Source organism: Vibrio sp. YT-16 (assembly GCF_033337405.1).
Taxonomy (GTDB): domain Bacteria; phylum Pseudomonadota; class Gammaproteobacteria; order Enterobacterales; family Vibrionaceae; genus Vibrio; species Vibrio alginolyticus.
Genome location: NZ_JAWOQQ010000006.1, coordinates 36,025 through 55,670, shown reverse-complemented (window position 1 = coordinate 55,670; position 19,646 = coordinate 36,025). Strand labels below are relative to the sequence as shown.

17 protein-coding genes are annotated in these 19,646 nt (G+C 43.8%); 13 read left to right on the top strand and 4 right to left on the bottom strand.

The window, feature by feature from the left end; all coding sequences use genetic code 11:
- Positions 1-31 precede the first annotated feature (31 nt).
- The 5 genes from recJ (at position 32) to R7F07_RS12415 (ending at position 6,954) form a co-directional block, all read left to right on the top strand.
- The gene (recJ, locus tag R7F07_RS12435; RefSeq protein ID WP_017821504.1) at positions 32-1,771 is read left to right on the top strand and encodes a single-stranded-DNA-specific exonuclease RecJ; all 1,740 of its coding nucleotides are present in this window, start codon (positions 32-34) and stop codon (positions 1,769-1,771) included.
- Between the two features lie 173 nt (positions 1,772-1,944).
- Positions 1,945-3,043 (top strand): peptide chain release factor 2 gene (gene prfB / locus R7F07_RS12430; protein ID WP_102949721.1). Its coding sequence is split into 2 segments (ribosomal slippage): positions 1,945-2,019 and positions 2,021-3,043, totalling 1,098 coding nucleotides; the frame shifts between segments, so codons are not numbered across the junction.
- A gap of 34 nt (positions 3,044-3,077) precedes the next feature.
- Positions 3,078-4,595: a lysine--tRNA ligase gene (lysS, locus tag R7F07_RS12425; RefSeq protein WP_005382861.1), complete on the top strand. Its 1,518-nt coding sequence runs from the start codon at positions 3,078-3,080 to the stop codon at positions 4,593-4,595.
- A gap of 244 nt (positions 4,596-4,839) precedes the next feature.
- Positions 4,840-6,174, top strand: coding sequence for a cyclic-di-GMP-binding transcriptional regulator VpsR (gene vpsR, locus R7F07_RS12420; protein ID WP_017635067.1), 1,335 nt, complete (start codon positions 4,840-4,842; stop codon positions 6,172-6,174).
- Positions 6,175-6,702: 528 nt separating this feature from the next.
- Positions 6,703-6,954 (top strand): hypothetical protein, encoded by a 252-nt coding sequence (locus R7F07_RS12415; protein ID WP_005381776.1) that lies wholly within the window; start codon positions 6,703-6,705, stop codon positions 6,952-6,954.
- Positions 6,955-7,088: 134 nt separating this feature from the next.
- On the opposite strand, the gene R7F07_RS12410 is transcribed toward R7F07_RS12415, so the two are convergent.
- Positions 7,089-8,123 (bottom strand): NADP(H)-dependent aldo-keto reductase, encoded by a 1,035-nt coding sequence (locus R7F07_RS12410; protein ID WP_171342768.1) that lies wholly within the window; start codon positions 8,121-8,123, stop codon positions 7,089-7,091.
- Positions 8,124-8,277: 154 nt separating this feature from the next.
- Between R7F07_RS12410 and R7F07_RS12405 the strand changes: the two genes are divergently transcribed.
- Entirely contained in the window at positions 8,278-8,589 is a 312-nt protein-coding gene (locus tag R7F07_RS12405) for a DUF6482 family protein (protein WP_005381772.1), read from the top strand.
- 15 nt (positions 8,590-8,604) lie between these two features.
- Here the strand turns inward: R7F07_RS12405 and mutH are convergent, their stop codons facing one another.
- Positions 8,605-9,285, bottom strand: coding sequence for a DNA mismatch repair endonuclease MutH (gene mutH, locus R7F07_RS12400; protein ID WP_017821501.1), 681 nt, complete (start codon positions 9,283-9,285; stop codon positions 8,605-8,607).
- A gap of 619 nt (positions 9,286-9,904) precedes the next feature.
- Here mutH and rppH point away from each other — a divergent pair.
- From rppH to R7F07_RS12375, 5 genes are all read left to right on the top strand, one after another.
- Positions 9,905-10,426, top strand: coding sequence for an RNA pyrophosphohydrolase (gene rppH, locus R7F07_RS12395; protein WP_005381953.1), 522 nt, complete (start codon positions 9,905-9,907; stop codon positions 10,424-10,426).
- A 2-nt stretch (positions 10,427-10,428) separates the two neighbouring features.
- Positions 10,429-12,675, top strand: coding sequence for a phosphoenolpyruvate--protein phosphotransferase (gene ptsP / locus R7F07_RS12390; protein WP_104975865.1), 2,247 nt, complete (start codon positions 10,429-10,431; stop codon positions 12,673-12,675).
- A gap of 6 nt (positions 12,676-12,681) precedes the next feature.
- Positions 12,682-13,473 (top strand): sulfite exporter TauE/SafE family protein, encoded by a 792-nt coding sequence (locus R7F07_RS12385; RefSeq protein WP_005385965.1) that lies wholly within the window; start codon positions 12,682-12,684, stop codon positions 13,471-13,473.
- Positions 13,474-13,560: 87 nt separating this feature from the next.
- Positions 13,561-14,382, top strand: a complete 822-nt coding sequence (gene lgt / locus R7F07_RS12380; RefSeq protein WP_005381948.1) for a prolipoprotein diacylglyceryl transferase — start codon at positions 13,561-13,563, stop codon at positions 14,380-14,382.
- A 9-nt stretch (positions 14,383-14,391) separates the two neighbouring features.
- A complete protein-coding gene (locus R7F07_RS12375) occupies positions 14,392-15,243 on the top strand; it encodes a thymidylate synthase (protein ID WP_025768429.1) in 852 nt (283 codons plus the stop codon).
- 70 nt (positions 15,244-15,313) lie between these two features.
- Here R7F07_RS12375 and R7F07_RS12370 read toward each other — a convergent pair whose 3' ends face one another.
- Together R7F07_RS12370 and R7F07_RS12365 are read right to left on the bottom strand one after the other, a co-directional pair.
- On the bottom strand, positions 15,314-16,456 hold the full coding sequence (locus R7F07_RS12370; protein WP_053306894.1) for a flavohemoglobin expression-modulating QEGLA motif protein: 1,143 nt from the start codon (positions 16,454-16,456) through the stop codon (positions 15,314-15,316).
- 147 nt (positions 16,457-16,603) lie between these two features.
- Positions 16,604-17,749 (bottom strand): Na/Pi symporter, encoded by a 1,146-nt coding sequence (locus R7F07_RS12365; RefSeq protein WP_025768431.1) that lies wholly within the window; start codon positions 17,747-17,749, stop codon positions 16,604-16,606.
- Positions 17,750-18,135: 386 nt separating this feature from the next.
- On the opposite strand from R7F07_RS12365, the gene nhaR reads away from it, so the two are divergent.
- Both nhaR and R7F07_RS12355 read left to right on the top strand, forming a co-directional pair.
- Positions 18,136-19,026, top strand: a complete 891-nt coding sequence (gene nhaR / locus R7F07_RS12360) for a transcriptional activator NhaR (protein ID WP_005381942.1) — start codon at positions 18,136-18,138, stop codon at positions 19,024-19,026.
- A gap of 288 nt (positions 19,027-19,314) precedes the next feature.
- Positions 19,315-19,623: an ArsR/SmtB family transcription factor gene (locus tag R7F07_RS12355; RefSeq protein WP_005381940.1), complete on the top strand. Its 309-nt coding sequence runs from the start codon at positions 19,315-19,317 to the stop codon at positions 19,621-19,623.
- The last annotated feature ends 23 nt before the right edge of the window (positions 19,624-19,646 follow it).

Here is a 19,646-nt window from a genome sequence, read left to right as displayed (position 1 = left end):
AGAGTCGGCAAAGTTGTCGGCTCTTTTAAGCATGATAGAAATTCAACGACGTCCTGAACCTGATCTTTCCCTTCTTCCTGATTCCATTCCTCCGATTCTTAAACGTATCTACATCAACCGTGGGATAACGGATCTTTCACAATTAGAAACGTCGGCCCGTGGGTTGCATTCATATCAAAAACTCGGGGGGATTGAGCAAGCTGTCGATCTTTTGTTTCAGGCGATAAAAGAACAAAAACGCATCATCGTTGTCGGTGATTTTGACGCTGATGGCGCGACAAGCTCAGCATTATCAGTGCTCGCGCTGCGTATGCTTGGTAGTCACAATGTGGATTACCTAGTGCCAAATCGTTTTGAAGACGGTTATGGGTTAAGCCCAGAAGTCGTTGACCAAGCCTTAGAGCTTGGCGCTGAGATGATCATGACGGTGGATAACGGCGTCTCATCAATCGAAGGCGTGCGTTACGCAAAAGAAAATGGCATTACTGTGCTTGTTACCGATCACCACTTGCCAGGACAAGTGTTGCCTGATGTGGATGCAATGGTGAACCCAAACCTTGAGAGCTGTAGCTTTCCATCTAAAGCGCTTGCGGGTGTAGGGGTCGCGTTTTATCTCATGATGGCACTATGCGTTCATATGCGAAAACACAATTGGTTTGCAGAACAGGGGATGCAAGAGCCCAAATTGATGGAACTGATTGACCTTGTTGCACTGGGTACCGTCGCCGACGTCGTTCCATTGGATGAAAACAACCGCATTCTTGTACACCAAGGTTTGCAACGTATTCGTGCTGGCAAAGCGCGTCCCGGCATCCAAGCATTAATTGAGGTCGCGAAGCGCGATGCGCGTCGTTTAGTTGCGTCTGACTTTGGCTTTGCTTTAGGTCCACGTATTAACGCTGCAGGTCGTCTTGATGACATGTCTTTCGGTGTTGAACTATTGATGTGTAACAACATCCACGCTGCTCGTCGCATGGCAAGTGAATTGGATGGCTTGAACCAAACTCGTAAAGAGATTGAAGAAGGCATGAAGCAAGAAGCGATGGCTTTCTGTGAGCGCCTTCAGTTTGGTGAAGGCAATGAGCTTCCTTATGGCTTAGCCTTATTCCAGCGTGATTGGCACCAAGGTGTGATTGGTATTTTGGCTTCGCGCATTAAAGAGAAGTTTCACCGTCCAGTCATTGCATTTGCTGATGGCGGAGAAGGGACGATTAAAGGCTCGTGTCGTTCTATTCCGGGGCTACACATGCGCGATGCGTTGGATTTCATCGACACACAAAACCCGGGTTTGATCATCAAGTTTGGTGGACACGCCATGGCAGCAGGCTTAACGATTAAAGAGCAGGATTTTGAGCGTTTCAGTCGTTTGTTTGATGAAGTGGTAAAAAAGGAACTCGATGAAGCGGCGCTAAAAGGCGTGATCATGTCCGATGGCGAACTTAAGCCGGAAGAGTTCTCTATGCATGTTGCTGAACAGCTGCGATCGGGTGGCCCTTTTGGACAAGCTTTCCCAGAGCCAATCTTTGATGGTGAGTTTAAAGTACTGCATCAAAAGCTGGTGGGTGAGAAGCATCTTAAATTGATGTTAGAGCCGCTTTATAAAGGTCACCCTACCAATGTGATGATCGACGGTATCGCATTCAATGTTGATCTACGTCGATGGCCAGATGCATCGGTTAAAACAGTACGTCTCGCGTATAAGCTGGATGTGAATGAATTTCGTGGTAATCAATCATTGCAATTGATGATCGACCATATCGAAGCTAAGTAATACCTAGATTAACCTTTCTTATAGAGTACGGTTGTCCCTAAGTGGGTGTAAAATTTTATGACCGTGCTCTCTCTCACCGCAATCTGATTTCTCATCCGAAATTTTCCTGTATCTCGGTCACATTTTTCAGTAGAATTTCTCGGTTAAATTCTATTCTAAAATGTTGAGTAAACATGTTTGAAATCAATCCAATTAAAAACCGTCTGCAGGACGTGTCTCAGCGCACAAATGTCCTGAGGGGGTATCTTTGACTATGACGCGAAGAAAGAGCGTCTAGAAGAAGTCAACGCAGAACTTGAACAACCAGATGTATGGAACGAACCTGAGCGTGCGCAAGCACTGGGTAAAGAGCGTGCATCACTAGAAGCGGTTGTTGAAACCATTGATCTACTAGAGCAAGGTGTGGAAGATGTAGAAGGTCTTCTTGAGCTGGCTGTAGAAGAAGAAGATCAAGAAACATTTGACGAAATTGAACCAGAACTTGCTGAGTTGGAAGAGAAGCTAGAAAAGCTTGAATTCCGTCGTATGTTCTCTGGCGACCACGATAGCTCTGATTGTTACATCGATTTGCAAGCTGGCTCTGGTGGTACAGAAGCACAAGACTGGACTAACATGCTGCTGCGTATGTACCTACGTTGGGCAGAAGCGAAGGGCTTCAAAGCTGAAGTGATTGAAGTCTCTGAAGGTGAAGTCGCGGGTCTTAAGTCGGCAACAGTTCGCATCTCTGGTGAATATGCGTACGGTTGGTTACGTACTGAAACGGGCGTTCATCGTCTTGTTCGTAAATCTCCGTTCGATTCAGGCGGTCGTCGCCATACGTCATTTGCTTCTGCGTTCATCTATCCAGAGATTGATGAAAACATCGACATCGACATTAATCCTTCCGACCTACGTATTGACGTTTACCGTGCGTCAGGCGCAGGTGGTCAGCACGTAAACACCACAGAATCTGCGGTACGTATTACGCACGTACCTACGAACACAGTGGTTCAGTGTCAGAATGACCGTTCTCAACATAAGAACAAAGATCAGGCAATGAAACAGCTTCGAGCGAAGCTATTTGAGCTTGAATTGCAAAAGCAAAATGCGGAAAAACAAGCTAATGAAGACGCTAAGTCTGACATTGGCTGGGGTAGCCAGATCCGTTCTTACGTATTGGATGACTCACGTATTAAGGACCTCCGTACGGGCATTGAAAACCGTAATACTCAAGCGGTTCTTGATGGCGATCTGGACAAATTTATTGAAGCTAGCCTGAAATCAGGTCTATAAAGCTTTTCACCGACAAAAACAGGATACATCGAAAATGACTGATGCTGTTCAAAACGAAACTGTACTAGAAGAAAATAAGCTGATTGCTGAACGCCGCGCTAAACTGGATGCAATCCGAAAGAGCTGCAAAGCGAACGGCCATCCAAACGACTTCCGTCGTGACGCACTAGCGGGCGACCTTCAGAAAGAGTTCGGTGAAAAGACGAAGGAAGAGCTAGAAGAGCTTAACCACGTAGTAGCAATCGCTGGCCGTATCATGGCTAAACGTGGTCCATTCTTGGTAATTCAAGAAACTTCTGGCCGTATCCAAGCTTATGCTGACAAAGCGGTTCAAAAAGTACTTAAAGAAAAATACCAAGGTCTAGATATCGGTGACATCATCGGTGTTAAAGGTGCACTTCATAAGTCTGGTAAGGGTGACCTATACGTGAACATGGAAGAGTACGAGTTGCTAACCAAAGCACTACGTCCACTTCCAGAAAAGTTCCACGGTCTAACTGACCAAGAGATGCGTTACCGCCAACGTTACGTTGACCTGATCGTTAACGAAGACTCTCGTCAAGCGTTCGTAGTACGTTCTAAAGTAATGTCTGCAATCCGCAACTTCATGATCTCTAAGCAGTTCATGGAAGTTGAAACGCCAATGATGCACGTTATCCCTGGCGGTGCGAGTGCGCGTCCATTCATCACGCACCACAACGCACTAGACATGCCAATGTACCTACGTATCGCGCCAGAGCTATACCTGAAGCGTCTAGTTGTTGGTGGTTTTGATCGCGTATTCGAAATCAACCGTAACTTCCGTAACGAAGGCCTTTCTCCACGCCACAACCCAGAATTCACAATGATGGAATTCTACATGGCGTACGCAGACTACAAAGATCTGATGGACCTAACTGAAGAACTACTAAGCTCAGTGGCGCAAGAAGTTCTAGGTTCAACGTCAATGCCTTACGGTGATGAAACGGTTGAGTTTGGTGGTACTTACACTCGTATGAGCATGTTCGAAGCAATCAAGCACTACAACCCAGACCACGCGCAAATCCAAGCGCTAACAGAAGAAGACCTACAAAACCGTGATCTAATGGTTTCTATCGCGAAATCTGTTCACGTTGAAGTAGAACCTTTCTGGACATGCGGTCAGCTTCTTGAAGAGATCTTTGGTGAAACAGCAGAACCTAAGCTAATGCAGCCTACGTTCATCACTGGTTACCCAGCAGATATTTCTCCGTTGGCTCGTCGTAGCGATGATAACCCGTTCTTTACAGACCGCTTTGAGTTCTTTATCGGTGGCCGTGAAGTAGCGAACGGTTTCTCAGAGCTTAACGATGCTGAAGACCAAGATGCACGCTTTAAAGCACAGGTTGAAGCGAAAGAGTCTGGTGACGACGAAGCAATGTTCTACGATGCAGACTACATCACTGCTCTAGAGCACGGCCTACCGCCAACAGCAGGCCAAGGTATCGGTATCGACCGTTTGGTTATGCTACTGACTAACACGCACACTATCCGTGACGTGATCTTATTCCCTGCAATGCGCCCGCAAGCGTAATTCGATAGGATGAGTAAAAAAACCACCTTCGGGTGGTTTTTTTTTGCCTTTTAGTTAAGGTAATTCAAGTTGTTGCACTTGCCTTTTAATGGGATATGCAAATAAACATTCGCCAAATCTCAATCTATTGCATAGTCTTAATACTGAGACAGACGTGAGGGGGCGGAGTCTCGATAATGTTACCCGCTCGCAAAGATAAGTTTGTGGCACAAAATTTCTATTAACAATGAAAAAGGGTTAGAGAATGGCTGGGCAGTTTAAGATGGATTCCATCCCGGGATCGCTTGTGGTAGTTGGCGGTACTTATGAGCCTTGGTTATCGGTACTGGAGCAAGTGGGCTGGAAGTGTCATCAAGTAGGTGACTTACGCAAAGCTAATACGCTGTTAGAAGATATTGGTCCATGTATCGGTATTGTTGATCTCAGCCATGACGAGTTCAGCTTGAATGGTTTGGCGAACTTAGTCAGCTCTCACAAACACGTACGTTGGTTAGCGTTTATTCGTGAATCTCAGCTTGGCACTGACACCATATGCCAGTTCATTGTTAACTTTTGTATCGATTTTTTCACAGCGCCGATCCCAGATGCACAGTTATTAAGCACAATAGGTCACCAGCTTGGCATGCTTAAATTGGAGAAAAAAGTTTGGCCTAGTTTTGGTAGCAGTTTAGATATGGGTTTGATCGGTGAATCTATCCCGATGAAACGTTTACGCGATCAAGTGAAGCGCATTGGTCCAACGGACGTCAGCATTCTGATTTCTGGGGAAAGTGGGACTGGTAAAGAGGCGGTTGCTAGGGCCATCCATAAAGTCTCTTCACGCTCTCATAAACCGTTTATGGCAATTAACTGTCGCGCACTCAATGAACAACGTTTCCAAGCTGAAGTATTTGGTATTAACGCCGATGAAGATATGGAAGCATGCCTGCTTGAACAAGCAGATGGTGGCACCGTGTTGTTTAATGACATTCTTACCATTTCAAAAGAGCAGCAAATGAATCTGCTGAGATTCTTGCAAGAAGGCACCATTGATACCAAAGATGGCGTAAAAGCGGTTAACGTGCGTATTCTTGCTGCTAACTCGTCGGATGTTGAAAAAGCTTTGATTGACGGTGACTTCAATGAAGAGCTTTACCATTACATCAACGTTCTGCGCATCAATGTCCCTAGCTTGAAAGAACGTGCGAGTGACATCGCATTGCTGGCTCGTTTCTACTTACAAGAGTTCTCAAAAGAGTACAACTCGCAAGCAAAAAGCTTTTCTGAGGATGCATTCAAGGCACTGACACGTTATTTCTGGCCTGGAAATGTGCGTGAGCTGATGAACCAAGTGAAGCGAGCGGTATTAATGTCCGACAGCGTAATGATTGAAGAGCATCACTTAGATTTACCTCAACGTAATGACTCAAAGCGCAGCTTGAAATCAATCCGTGAGAAGAGTGAACGTGATGCGTTGCTGGTTGTTTTGGAATCTCATTCTGGTCAAGTTTCAAATGCGGCGAAAGAGCTCGGAGTTTCGCGTGCAACCATGTATCGACTACTTAATAAACATAACTTGATTTCCGAACAAGCCATGTAGTTGGCCTTTCCCTGTGTTAAATAGGCGAATAAATACAATAAAAGAGAGTGGCCACAGAGCCGCTCTTTTTATTTTTTGTTTGGTTTGATTTATAAAATCCGCAAATTTATATATTCCTCAGGTGAATATGTTATACATAAAAGTATATGAAACTAAATTGCGGTGTATTGATTTGTTTTTAATCAAAAAGGCAAAAAATGTTTGATATATATTCATCAAAGCTTACAATTTAACCGTAACTCAATGAGTTATACCTTTCATAAACGGATTAATTTTTAGCTAGGAGGCGCAAGATGAAACATTACGTTGTTAACACCACTGCTTGCGCTGATCGTATGCCTATCGCTCCGATAACCCTTAAATCGGATGATACCAATACCACTGGCTCACAAGATAAAAATTAATCCGTAACCTAATTTATGTTTACTAGGCTGCGGAAAAGTAGCGGCTTAGTATCAACAGAATATTTCTGTTCATTTTACGCACTATTTTTCCCAGTCGAATACATCGATAATCGGAGAAAATATTATGCGTCACTCTATTTACCTACAATTGGCCACTTTGCTATTGAAAGCAGACCTTAAACGCGAAGAAAAGCAATGGCAGCGCACCATACGCCGAACTGCTCATGATATTCCATGGACGAATGTTCATCTATTGAGAGATATTGGTTTAGATCGCGATGGTCGTTCTACACGTGCCAATGTTCCGGATGCAGTTAAAGTTGAACGTCGAGTTCGTCACCTTCGTCGAGTTTTAACGTCGCGAATAATGACGTAATCGTTAGCGTGTTGGACTGACTGAGTTGCTAACGAGTCATTCAACACGCTTAACTTTTTATATGAAGTATGACTTCATTGGATAAACAGCTGATCTTGAAGATCAGCTGTTTTCGTTTGAAGGGAGCTTTACTGTTAAGGGCAAGGATTCGAGTAAGTTGTACCTATTGCTTGAATTTCAGTAAGTAGTTCGTCGCTAAGTTGCAAATCAATACTGTCGATATTGGCTTTTAATTGGTCTAGGTTTGTTGCTCCGATAATGTTAGAAGCAACAAATGGACGCTGATTGACAAACGCGAGCGCCATTTGTGCAGGGTTTAGACCATGCTCTTGAGCTAAATTGACGTAAGCTTCGGTCGCTTTAACACCTTGTGGAGTGAAGTAGCGCGCAAAACGCTCCCACTTAGTACATCGAGCGCCTTCAGGTTTTGCCCCGTTTAGGTATTTACCACTCAGGCAGCCAAATGCCAAAGGAGAGTAGGCAAGTAACTGAACGCCTTCGTAATGGCTGATTTCAGACAAGCCAACTTCGAAGCTGCGGTTCAATAAGTTATATGGGTTTTGAATGGAGACAATTCTTGGCAAATCGTGTTTTTCTGCCAAACGCAGTAGCGACATTACACCCCAAGGCGTCTCGTTGGATACGCCGATATAGCGCACTTTACCTGCATTCACTAATTCAGTAAGCGCTTCCAACGTTTCAATTAACGTGACTTCTTCTTGTTTGTCAGGGTATGGGTAGTTGAGTTGACCAAAGCAGTTGGTTTGACGCTGCGGCCAATGTAGTTGGTACAAATCGACATAATCGGTTTGTAGACGATTAAGGCTGTCATCAATTGCTGTATGGATGTGGCGACGATTAAGGCTCATGTTGTCTCTAATGTGAGGAACATTGCGAGGGCCTGCCACTTTTGTTGCCAGTACTACTTTTTCTCTTTTGCCGCTTTTTGCCAACCAATTACCGATGTATTGCTCGGTGAGCCCTTGTGTTTCCGAGTTTGGCGGTACAGGGTACATCTCTGCGGTATCGATGAAGTTCACCCCATGAGCGAGGGCAAAGTCGAGCTGCTCAAAGGCGTCCTTTTCTGTGTTTTGCTCGCCAAACGTCATAGTGCCGAGGCAGATTTTACTGATCTCAAGTGATGAGTGCGGTAGTTTTGTGTATTGCATATCACGTCCTTGAAGAGTTACCGACTAAATAAGTGACTCCAATATAGGGGATTTTTAGCCGCAATCGCAAATGATTTACGTATAAAGGAAGAGCAAACTCGAAAGCTACAGTTAGCCTAACTACACTTAAATGATCGTGTGAAGGAGGTATGTTATGCAGAAGCATCAATTGGACATGTGGTTACATGGTCCACATAAAGATACTTATAAAACTCCCAAAGTATTTGTGATTGGGTGTTCTGATGTCTCTGACTATCTTTTAGCTGTGGAGTACAAGCATCAACTTGAGCCGATTAAAGACGGTGAAGACCCGATACATTTTGGCTCTCTAGACTTAGTAAAAGAAGAACTATTGAGGCTAGGGGTCGATAAAGCGTATTTAAGGCTGCGCAATGCGTATGACGAATGTGGCACTGAAGAGGCAGCCTCGTACTGCGATATTGAGTTATCGCTCGTGACGCACTAAATAGCTGATATGGTTTTATTCTGGTTGAGTGTTAATGTAGTGCTTGAGTAAGATCTGTTCAGTAAACTGTGTTCTAAGGTAAAAGCCTCGGGGCAGAGTTTTCATCGGCTTACCATTTGAGTTGTATGCTTCGGTGAGCGCTTTTGCATTTGCGGCTTTAGGGCGAAGATGCAGCGCTTCTCCGTGTCTGGCGGAAATTTGATCAAATCTTCCCAAGACGATCATCTCCATTAACTCTTCCCAGTCATTTCGCAAAATCCGTTCTTCTTCTTCATCTGGTGACCAAATGAGTGGACTGCCCACTCGTCTTTCAGCGAGTGGGATTTCTCGTTCTCCTTCTACGGGTACCCAAAGCACACGAGATAGCTTGTTTCGAACATGACTTGTTTCCCATGTAAGACCATGAACACCAGTGAGGGGGGCCACAGAAACAAAGGTTGTTTCTAAAGGTTTGCCAGAGTAACTAATCGGAATACTTTTCAACTCGATCCCTAGTTTTGCGAAATCTTGTTGAGGTTTACTGCCTGCTGGAGCGCCCAAGTGCCATTCGAGTAATTGACCCACCCAACCTTTATCACGTTTTAAGTTTTCAGGAACAATCATATTCGCCTCGGCGGCCAACTCAGCAAAACTGAGTCCTGCCATATCATGCGCTCGTTCCAATAGCTCTGCTTCTGTTTGTGGTTCTGGTTTCATAGTTACAAGGTGGTATTACAAAAAATATAGTTTATCAAACTCCGACCAAATCTACTGTTTAAGATTTCACCGAGGCGGTGTAAGAACGATCAATTCATAACTTATCCACAGGTGGAGGAGGTATTGATAAGATCCTGACGAGGTCTGTATGAATAAACAGGGGTTAAAATGCATTTTTGGGGTTGATTTTGTTGTAATCATCTAAACGAATAGCAGGTAAGTGTGGATAAATAGCCTGTTGGTGGATCTTTGACCGATCTGAGTTTGGTGAAAAGATCATCAAGAAATTGAAGATCGAATTATCGTTATTTTTAAAAATAAATACTTTTTTATCAATGTGTTATGTTTGTTTTTTTGTTTATTCATTTGTTTTTCATTTGATGGGATTGAACTGAATTACTCATTTGAATTGAATTCTTCACAAAGTTATTCACAGAAAAGGTGAATAAATGTGGGCAATGTCTCACTCTTGTGTTGATAAGGTATGGTTTGATTAAAAGATATCCAAAAATGCTGAAAAGGTAATAAATCTTGCTCATATCACATCAGTAAGTTTGCTAGTAATGGGGATATGTGGAAAAATCACGGTAATAAAAAATTTATTCATAGAGGTTAGCCAGTGATAGATGGCGATGGTTACCGACTTAATGTTGGTATTGTGATATGTAATAACCATGGTCAGGTCTTCTGGGCTAAACGATACGGGCAACACTCATGGCAATTTCCACAAGGTGGGATTGACGAAGGTGAAACCCCTGAACAAGCCATGTTCAGGGAGTTATACGAAGAAGTCGGTTTAACGAAAAAAGACGTTAAGATCATTGCAACAAGTCGTCATTGGTTAAGATATAAGCTACCAAAGCGATTGGTGCGTTGGGACTCCAAGCCTGTTTGTATCGGCCAAAAACAGAAATGGTTTCTGCTGAGATTAGAATGCGATGAGTCTCGCATTAATATGCAACGCGGAAAATCCCCTGAATTTGATGGTTGGCGCTGGGTAAGTTACTGGTATCCAGTTAGGCAAGTTGTTTCTTTCAAGCGAGATGTTTATCGACGAGCGATGAAAGAATTTGCATCCTTAGCCATGCCTTTTCGAGAGAGAAAAGCGAAAGGGAAAAGAAAAAAGCAACGTAGAGGATAATCATGCTCAGTCAGCTAAGGGAAATAGTTGAGAAAGTCTCCAGGGTCGATGATGTGCATCTGGCACTCGATATATTGGTGAAAGAGACTTGTGCTGCCCTTAGTACTGAGTGCTGTACTATCTATCTTGCTAATGAAGAAATGCAGCGCCTTGAGTTAATGGCAACTCAAGGCCTTATTTTTGAAGGTGATAGTATTCATATCAACTTCAATGAAGGCTTGGTTGGGTTGGTAAAACGAAGCGCTGAACCCCTTAACCTTGCCGAAGCCTCAAAACACCCCGAGTTCAAATTCTTTCCTCAACTCGGCGAACAGATTTACCACTCTTTTTTAGCTACTCCAATCATTCATCGTAAACAAGTTTTAGGTGTGTTGGTGATCCAACAAAAAACGCCGCGCTTGTTTAGTGAAATGGAAGAATCGTTTCTTGTTACCTTATCCGCTCAGTTAGCGGTGCTCATTGCACATGCGCAGAATCTTGGGCATTGGCAGTTAGCATCTAAACCCACGGTATTAAAAGGTTTGCCTGCGTCTACTGGTGTCGCGATTGGAGAGTTCTGGTTCGACAATACCCAGCCGAGTTTATCGGATATTTTCCCTTCGTCCACGTTAGATAAGGAACGCGAGCACGAGACACTACTGGTGGCCATAGAGCGAGCGTTAAATGACTTTCGCCGCATGCGGAAAAAACTGGACAGTGAAATCAACAAAGATGCGCTGGCGATCTTCGATCTGTTTACTCACTTACTGAATGATCCGATGCTTCGCGGTGATTTGAAGAAGCAGATTGAAAAAGGAGACAGGGCAGACTGGGCGTTACGCCAAGTTGTAGAGTCATACTCGAATCGATTTGCCAGAATGTCGGATGTATACATGCGTGAAAGAGCGCAAGATATCCGAGAGTTAGGGCAAAGGCTGCTCTATTTTCTGCACAACAGTGAGCAAGAAAATTCTGCAATTGATCGTCCCATTATTTTGGTGGCGAACGAACTCACTGCCACCTTGCTCGCTTCTGTACCTAAAGAGTTCTTGTTAGCCGTCGTATCATTAGAGGGAGGCGCAAACTCTCACGCTGCCATTTTATCTCGAGCTCTTGGGGTCCCTGCAGTCATGGGCGCCAACATTAATCCGGATGTGGTGAATGGCAAACTCGGGATAGTCGACGGCTATACGGGTGAGATCTTCTTGGAGCCAAACCGCCAGTTGTTGCGAGAGTATCGCAGCTTAGTAAGCGAAGAGTCTGAATTGTTTGCCATGGTAAACAAGGACCTCGCACTCCCTGCGGTTACGCAAGATAATCACCATATCGAAATTATGCTGAATGCGGGACTCAGTGCAGACAGTAATATTGCCATCAACACAGGTGTTGATGGTGTTGGGTTGTACCGAACTGAGATTGCATTTTTACTTCAGCATCACTTTCCTTCGGAAGATGAGCAGTATCATCAATACCAAGCAATACTTAACAGCTATCCGAATCAACGAGTAGTGATGCGTACTTTGGATATTGGTGGTGACAAACCTTTGCCGTATTTGCCCATCGAAGAAGATAATCCGTTTCTAGGCTGGCGTGGCATTCGTTTTACATTGGATCATCCAGACATTTTCTTGATCCAGCTGCGTGCAATGTTAAGAGCGAGTGCAGAAAGCGGAAACTTAAGTATCTTATTGCCAATGGTCTCAGGGGTAAAAGAGCTAGACGATGCCATTAGCTTGATTAATCAAGCTCACAGCGAAGCCGTTTTGCTTGATGATAGAATTCAGTTCCCACAAATTGGGGTCATGATTGAAGTACCATCGATGGTGTATCTGTTGCCAACGATTGCTCACCGTGTTGATTTTGTTTCTGTCGGGACAAACGATTTAACTCAGTATTTATTAGCGGTAGATAGGAACAATTCGCGCGTAGCGGATGTCTATGAATCTATGCATCCTGCGGTACTGTTAGCGCTTAAGCAAATCCATGAGGTGTGTGATAAATATCAGGTGCCCGTGTGTATTTGTGGTGAGCTAGCGGGTGATCCATTTGGCGCTCTTCTCTTACTTGGGTTAGGGTATACCAGTTTGAGTATGAACACCTCCAACGTGGCTAAGGTGAAATATTTGATTCGTCATAGTCAACAAGAAGAATTAGAAAAATTAGCGGAGCAAGCAATGACAAAATCCTATGGGGAGGACATTCATCAAATGATGCATGACTTCTTCATTCAACAGGGCTTTGCGGGCTTTATCCGTGCAGGTAAAAAGTAGGAAATCGTGACCGTCTCTTTATTTTTGTTATTGTTGGCGCTAGGCGCTTTTGTGGGTGTGATGGCGGGGTTACTCGGTATCGGTGGTGGTTTGATTGTGGTTCCTGCCTTGTTGTATTTGCTTCCTCTTGCTGGGATCTCTCCAGAAATGAGTATGCACATGGCCTTAGCCACTTCGTTAGCGAGTATTATTGTCACGTCTGGCTCATCGGCGATGAATCACCTTAAGCTCGGCAATGTCGATATGTTTGTCGTAAAATGGTTGATGCCTGGTGTGGTCATTGGTGGCTTTGTTGGTGCCAATATTGCTGAGTGGATCCCTACACACTATTTGCCGAAAGTGTTTGGTGTCATTGTTCTTTGCCTGTCAGTACAAATGTTTCGTTCCATTAAAGTTACGAGCAGTAAACCTATGCCGAGCAGCCCTGTGACTGTAGTTTACGGCACGGGAATTGGTGTCGTATCAAGCCTTGCTGGTATTGGTGGTGGCTCACTGTCGGTACCATTTCTAAATAAACACGGGATAGAGATGCGTAAAGCGGTGGGTTCATCCTCCGTTTGTGGTTGCGTGATTGCTATTTCTGGTATGATCGGCTTCATCTTACATGGCTATAAAGTCGAAGGCTTACCTTCATACAGTATTGGTTATGTTTATCTTCCCGCTTTATTAGCGATTGCTATGGCCTCGATGCTCACAACAAAAGTGGGTGCGAAGCTGGCAACTAACCTTCCAACTGCGGTATTAAAAAAGATATTCGCGGTGTTCTTAATGTTTGTTGCAGCGACCATGCTGCTCTAAGTTTGTACCCAAGTCATTCTCGCTGAACCAAGCATCTAGAGGTTACTTGGGTATATTTATTTTGTTGTGATAAGAAGAGAATGATTTATGTCTCAGGGATATATTGAATTTCCCAATATTGATCCGGTTTTAATCTCTATTGGTCCTGTTTCGGTTCGTTGGTACGGTTTGATGTACCTTGTTGGCTTTATGTTTGCTCTATGGTTAGCGAACCGACGTGCGGATAAGCCTGGAAGTGGTTGGACACGAGAGCAGGTTTCTGATTTGTTGTTCGCAGGCTTCCTTGGCGTGGTGATTGGTGGCCGTGTAGGCTACGTGCTTTTCTACAATTTTGAGCTCTTCCTGGCTGACCCTTTGTATCTATTTAAAGTGTGGACCGGTGGTATGTCTTTCCACGGGGGCTTACTGGGTGTGATTACTGCGATGTTCTGGTATGCACACAAAAACGGGCGAACTTTCTTCGGTGTTGCTGACTTTATCGCGCCGCTTGTGCCATTTGGTTTGGGTATGGGGCGTTTAGGTAACTTCATGAACAGCGAGTTGTGGGGCCGAGTAACGGATGTGCCTTGGGCGATCGTTTTCCCAAATGGTGGTCCACTGCCACGTCATCCATCGCAGCTTTATGAAATGGCGCTTGAAGGTATCGTCCTTTTCTTCATTTTGAATTGGTTCATCAAGAAACCTCGTCCTCTAGGTTCTGTTTCAGGACTCTTTCTTGCGGGTTACGGAACCTTCCGTTTCCTAGTAGAATACGTGCGCGAACCAGACGCTCATTTGGGTTTATTCGGTGGCTTTATTTCCATGGGACAGATTTTATCCCTGCCAATGGTGGTTATCGGTGTCCTCATGATGGTTTGGGCATACAAACGTGGTCATTACAAAGACGAATTACCACAAAAGACGAAGTAAGGTATTGGTGTGAAACAGTATTTAGATTTGTGTCAACGCATCGTTGACCAAGGTGTTTGGGTTGAAAATGAGCGTACAGGCAAGCGCTGCCTGACCGTAATCAACGCGGATTTAACCTACGATGTTGCGAACAATCAATTTCCGTTGGTCACCACACGTAAAAGTTTTTGGAAAGCAGCCGTTGCAGAGCTACTAGGGTACATTCGTGGTTACGATAATGCGGAAGATTTTCGTAAGCTGGGCACGAAAACCTGGGATGCCAATGCCAACCTAAATGATGCCTGGTTGAATAACCCATACCGTAAAGGCGAAGACGACATGGGCCGTGTCTATGGGGTTCAAGGGCGCGCCTGGGCGAAACCTGATGGTGGTCATGTTGACCAGCTACGTAAGATAGTGGATGACTTAACGCGTGGCGTTGATGACCGCGGTGAAATCTTGAACTTCTACAACCCGGGTGAGTTCCACATGGGGTGCTTGCGTCCTTGTATGTACAGTCACCATTTTTCATTGCTGGATGATACGCTTTACCTGAATAGTACTCAGCGTTCGTGTGATGTACCGCTTGGCTTAAACTTCAATATGGTTCAAGTTTACGTGTTCTTGGTGATTATGGCGCAAATTACGGGCAAGAAACCTGGTCAGGCATTTCATAAGATTGTGAATGCTCACATTTATGAAGATCAGCTTGAACTGATGCGCGATGTTCAGTTGAAACGTGAGCCATTAAAAGCGCCGACGTTCCATATCAACCCAGAGATTAAATCTCTAGAAGATTTGGAAACATGGGTCACACTGGATGACTTTTGGGTTGAAGGGTACGAGCATCACGATCCTATTCGTTACCCATTCTCAGTGTAACGAGTATCGTTCTTCAAGATATAGAAAAAGCTCCGAATGGAGCTTTTTTCTTTTTTGTACTTAGAAGGTATTATTTTAGTGCACTGACAATATAACGGTGAATTGGGTTGGTCTGCATCGGTGTGGACAGTGCCGGGCTAATAAACTTAGGTTGAGTGAATATTTCTTTACTCACTAATGAACGGATAAGCTCAAAGTACTTCAGCTCTGTTTTCCCGCACAACAATAGTGAAAAGTCATCGCCCAATTTATCATAGGCATTGAGCACCTCTCGGAATCCTCTAAGATACAAGTAATCCTTCGTTAAACCTCCACCTCGATACACTCGGGCAGTCGTTGTAAATGCTTGAAGATCAGAAGCTTTATACTGTTCTTTTAATAGCATGAACGTATGGCGGAAATCGCGATCCTTGATCATCGACTCTACTGCCAGAACTCGTAAGGCTAAGGTTCTTAGGCGCTTGATACTGAAATGTCCTGACAGATACTCACATAATATAGCCAGCCCTTCTTGAGTGTTGGTATTGGCAGGACAACCTAAGCTCAGTACTTTTAGCGGTTGTTGACGACCGTTAAGCGTAGTCAGGAGATGTACTCCCATTTCATGATGTGCAAGAGCCTCCAGCTCATCAGTGGTGATGTACGCCGCGTGGTTAATTTTGACTCGAGATCCTGAAACTAGTGCGTTTGCTAACATCCCGTCCAACACCTGTATTTCACATTCATACCCATTGCGTTGAGCAAAATTTTGCATGAAACGTGCTATTGCACGGCTATCGTGCTGAGGTTCTTTTTCTTCTTCTGTAGGAAGGTGCAATATGAAATGGGCGTTGGCAATATCTTTGGCGCTCGGTTCCCCATAATAGCGTAAGGAGTTATAAAGAAACTCTTGCGTACCTATGGTATTCACTTGATCCAGTTTATCTGCATAAGACTGAATTACATCCGCGTACAGCCTCTGCAGTTGGGTGTCTTGAATGTTTTCTAGAGGTAGCTCATATAGACGTCGCTTTGCACTGTGGGTATCTACGTTAGTAATTGAATATTGAAAATTAGGCTCTTGAGAATATTTGTTTTTAATGAAACGTTCTCTTTCTTGAGCATAATTAAGAGGATTCACGCTACTAAGGATATCAATATCAGCAACCAGTTGGGTTAGGTTTTCGTCTATTGCGAGTAGCTGATCAGAAATAGCGTCATTAAGCTGCGTCATGTTGTCGACTCCAAATGAGATAGCTCAGCATAAGCATGCTGATGTGGCTCAAATTATCACCGGACAATCGATTTGAACAGTTTAATTATCATAAAAAAGGCTCCACGATGTGGAGCCTAAACAATAAGCGATGGTATGTCGTTGTTGTTACGTTGTTAGGGCTAGAATTGCACCTGGTAGAATAACGAATACTGACATTAGGTAACCACCAACAACTGCTTTATTCTTAATAGCCATTTCAGAAATCATCTCAGCGCCTTTAACCGGAATCTCACGTAGGAATGGAATTCCAAAGATAAACAGCGTCGCCATGATGTTAAATACTAAGTGGACTAGAGCGATTTGTAGTGCGAATACTGCGAACTCTCCAGATACCGCTGTCGCTGCTAGTAGTGCCGTAATACAAGTACCTATGTTAGCACCCAGTGTGAAAGGGTAGATATCTCGTACTTTCAACACGCCAGTACCAACCAACGGAACCATTAAACTTGTCGTGGTTGAGGAAGATTGCACTAGAACGGTCACGATTGAGCCTGATACGATGCCGTGAATAGGACCACGACCGATGGCGTTTTTCAAAATTTCACGTGCGCGACCAACCATTAGGCTCTTCATCAATTTACCCATCACGGTGATTGCAACGAAGATAGTCGCAATACCCAAAGCAATAAGCATGACGCCGCCAACAGTATCACCGAAGGTAGAAAGTGGCTCTTTAATTGCGCCTACGACTGGCTTTGTAATTGGTTTAATAAAGTTGAAGCCTTTAATGCTCATATCACCAGTAGCAAGCAGTGGAGAAACAAGCCAGTGAGAAACTTTCTCTAAAATGCCGAACATCATTTCCAACGGAAGGAAAATAGCGACAGCAAGCAAGTTGAAGAAGTCGTGAATGGTTGCACTTGCAAATGCACGTTTGAACTCTTCTTTACAGCGCACGTGGCCAAGAGACACAAGCGTATTGGTCACTGTGGTACCAATGTTAGCACCCATCACCATAGGGATAGCGGTTTCTACAGGTAAGCCACCTGCAACCAAGCCTACAATAATAGACGTTACAGTACTTGAAGACTGAATTAAGGCTGTTGCCACCAAGCCGATCATTAGACCTGCAACTGGGTGTGCGGCAAATTCAAATAGCACCTTAGCTTGATCGCCAGTTGCCCATTTAAAGCCACTACCAACCATAGATACTGCTAGAAGAAGCAGATATAACATGAATGCCAAGTTAGCCCAGCGTAACCAACGAGCTGTGCTCGAAATTGGTGCCACTGTTGAAGTAGCTTGGTTCATCATAATTTTCTCCGTTGACCTTTCAGTTCATTTTTCGGTCTGTAGTTGAATCTGCGGGCGATGTTAGAGAACAAATATTTCAGTAATATTACAGATTTCTTGCTGTGAGAGATTTTTATTGTTCTTTTTGATAATGGCGTAAAAGAGGAAGAAAATTAATTTTTAACTTGTTGATTTTAATGGTTAAATTTTGATTTCGTTTTGTTTGGTTTTTGCGTTTTTTTTGTAGAGAAAATGCGCCTCAGTTCAACTTTTATGACAGTGTTGACTTTATACTTTCGGTAAAACTTATGCTTTTGTAAGGTATTGTATGGTTTTGTCGAGTTTATTGTTTGTCTCTGTCACATTTGGTATAAAAAGTATCACTTTCTTTTCGGGACTCGATCATGTCACATCTAAACTACAACCATCTCTATTATTTCTGGATGGTGTGCAAACAGGGCTCTGTAACTAAGGCGGCTGACGCGCTCTTCCTGACACCGCAAACCGTGACAGGACAGATTAAAGCGCTTGAAGAGCGCATGAAAGGAAAGTTAACCAAGCGCAATGGTCGTACAGTTGAGCCCACTGAGTTAGGTCAGCTTGTGTTTAAGTACGCCGACCGGATGTTCGGTTTGAGCTATGAGATGTTAGATATCGTCAATTACAGCCAGCACTCGAACATTCTATTTGAAGTTGGTGTAGCCGATGCATTATCTAAGCGCTTGGTCAGTAAAGTACTGATGACGACCGTCCCGGAAGATAACAGTATTCATTTACGCTGTTATGAATCGACCCACGAACTGCTACTTGAACGCCTTTCTCAGCACAAGCTAGATATGATCCTTTCAGATTGTCCCGTTGATTCTACTCAAAGTCCTGGCCTTTATAGCAAAAAGTTGGGTGAAAGTAGCATGAGCTTTTTTGCTTCTTCTGAAATTGAAAATGTGCGATTCCCTGAGATCTTGGAACAAAAAAAACTTCTGATTCCCGCGAGCCGAACGGCTATGGGGCGTAAAGTTATTCAATGGTTTGATCGTCAAGGCCTTCAACCCAATGTGCTGGGGGAGTTTGATGATGTTGCGTTGATGAAAGCTTTTGCTCGGTACCACGATGATGTGATTTTCTTGGCACCGACCGTATACATGTCGGAGATTGAAGACGACCGAAATTTACAGCTAATTGGCCATGTCGATGGGCTAAAAGAAGAGTACTACGTGATTTTTGCGGAACGAATGATCCAACACCCCGCGGTAAAAAATGTTTGTGATGCTGATTTCAGTCAAATGTTTGAGTAAACCCGTATCGTTGCGTAAATAAATAGATTACTATCAATAAAAATATAATTCTAAATAATATCTAAGTAAGCAAGATACTTGTTTTAGTGAGCAAAACTATTAATTATTGATGGCGCACCAATTAAAATCCTTGGTGGATAATATTGGTGTATCACTAACAACTAAATTAGAGGTTCTAATAATGAAGACTCTGGAAGTGTATCTTGATTTTCTTAGATATATAAATCAGTGCAACACAACAAGCTGGCCAGGGTTGGAATAAGTAAGTTGTAGCTAGAGGTCCAACACATGAATCTACAAGAAATGGAGCAGAACTCCGCAAAAGCCGTCGTGTTGCTCAAAGCGATGGCAAACGAGAGACGCCTACAAATCCTTTGTATGCTGCATAACCAAGAGCTGTCCGTGGGAGAGCTGTGTGCAAAGTTAGAGCTAAGCCAGTCGGCATTATCTCAGCATCTTGCTTGGCTTCGCCGTGATGAGTTAGTCACGACAAGGAAAGAAGCACAGACGGTGTACTACACATTAAAGAGTGATGAAGTGAAAGCGTTAATAAAAACACTGCATAGTCTTTATTGTGCTGAGAGTGCTCAACATTAATTAAATAGTCCTAATATACTGCT

Bases quoted from the DNA above. Each gene is read 5' to 3' on its own strand.
- R7F07_RS12365 (WP_025768431.1), bottom strand. From the start codon at position 17,749: ATGAACCAAGCTACTTCAACAGTGGCACCAATTTCGAGCACAGCTCGT.
- nhaR (WP_005381942.1), top strand. From the start codon at position 18,136: ATGTCACATCTAAACTACAACCATCTCTATTATTTCTGGATGGTGTGC.
- vpsR (WP_017635067.1), top strand. From the start codon at position 4,840: ATGGCTGGGCAGTTTAAGATGGATTCCATCCCGGGATCGCTTGTGGTA.
- R7F07_RS12370 (WP_053306894.1), bottom strand. From the start codon at position 16,456: ATGACGCAGCTTAATGACGCTATTTCTGATCAGCTACTCGCAATAGAC.
- R7F07_RS12415 (WP_005381776.1), top strand. From the start codon at position 6,703: ATGCGTCACTCTATTTACCTACAATTGGCCACTTTGCTATTGAAAGCA.
- R7F07_RS12355 (WP_005381940.1), top strand. From the start codon at position 19,315: ATGAATCTACAAGAAATGGAGCAGAACTCCGCAAAAGCCGTCGTGTTG.
- ptsP (WP_104975865.1), top strand. From the start codon at position 10,429: ATGCTCAGTCAGCTAAGGGAAATAGTTGAGAAAGTCTCCAGGGTCGAT.
- lgt (WP_005381948.1), top strand. From the start codon at position 13,561: ATGTCTCAGGGATATATTGAATTTCCCAATATTGATCCGGTTTTAATC.
- R7F07_RS12405 (WP_005381772.1), top strand. From the start codon at position 8,278: ATGCAGAAGCATCAATTGGACATGTGGTTACATGGTCCACATAAAGAT.
- mutH (WP_017821501.1), bottom strand. From the start codon at position 9,285: ATGAAACCAGAACCACAAACAGAAGCAGAGCTATTGGAACGAGCGCAT.
- lysS (WP_005382861.1), top strand. From the start codon at position 3,078: ATGACTGATGCTGTTCAAAACGAAACTGTACTAGAAGAAAATAAGCTG.
- R7F07_RS12410 (WP_171342768.1), bottom strand. From the start codon at position 8,123: ATGCAATACACAAAACTACCGCACTCATCACTTGAGATCAGTAAAATC.
- recJ (WP_017821504.1), top strand. From the start codon at position 32: ATGATAGAAATTCAACGACGTCCTGAACCTGATCTTTCCCTTCTTCCT.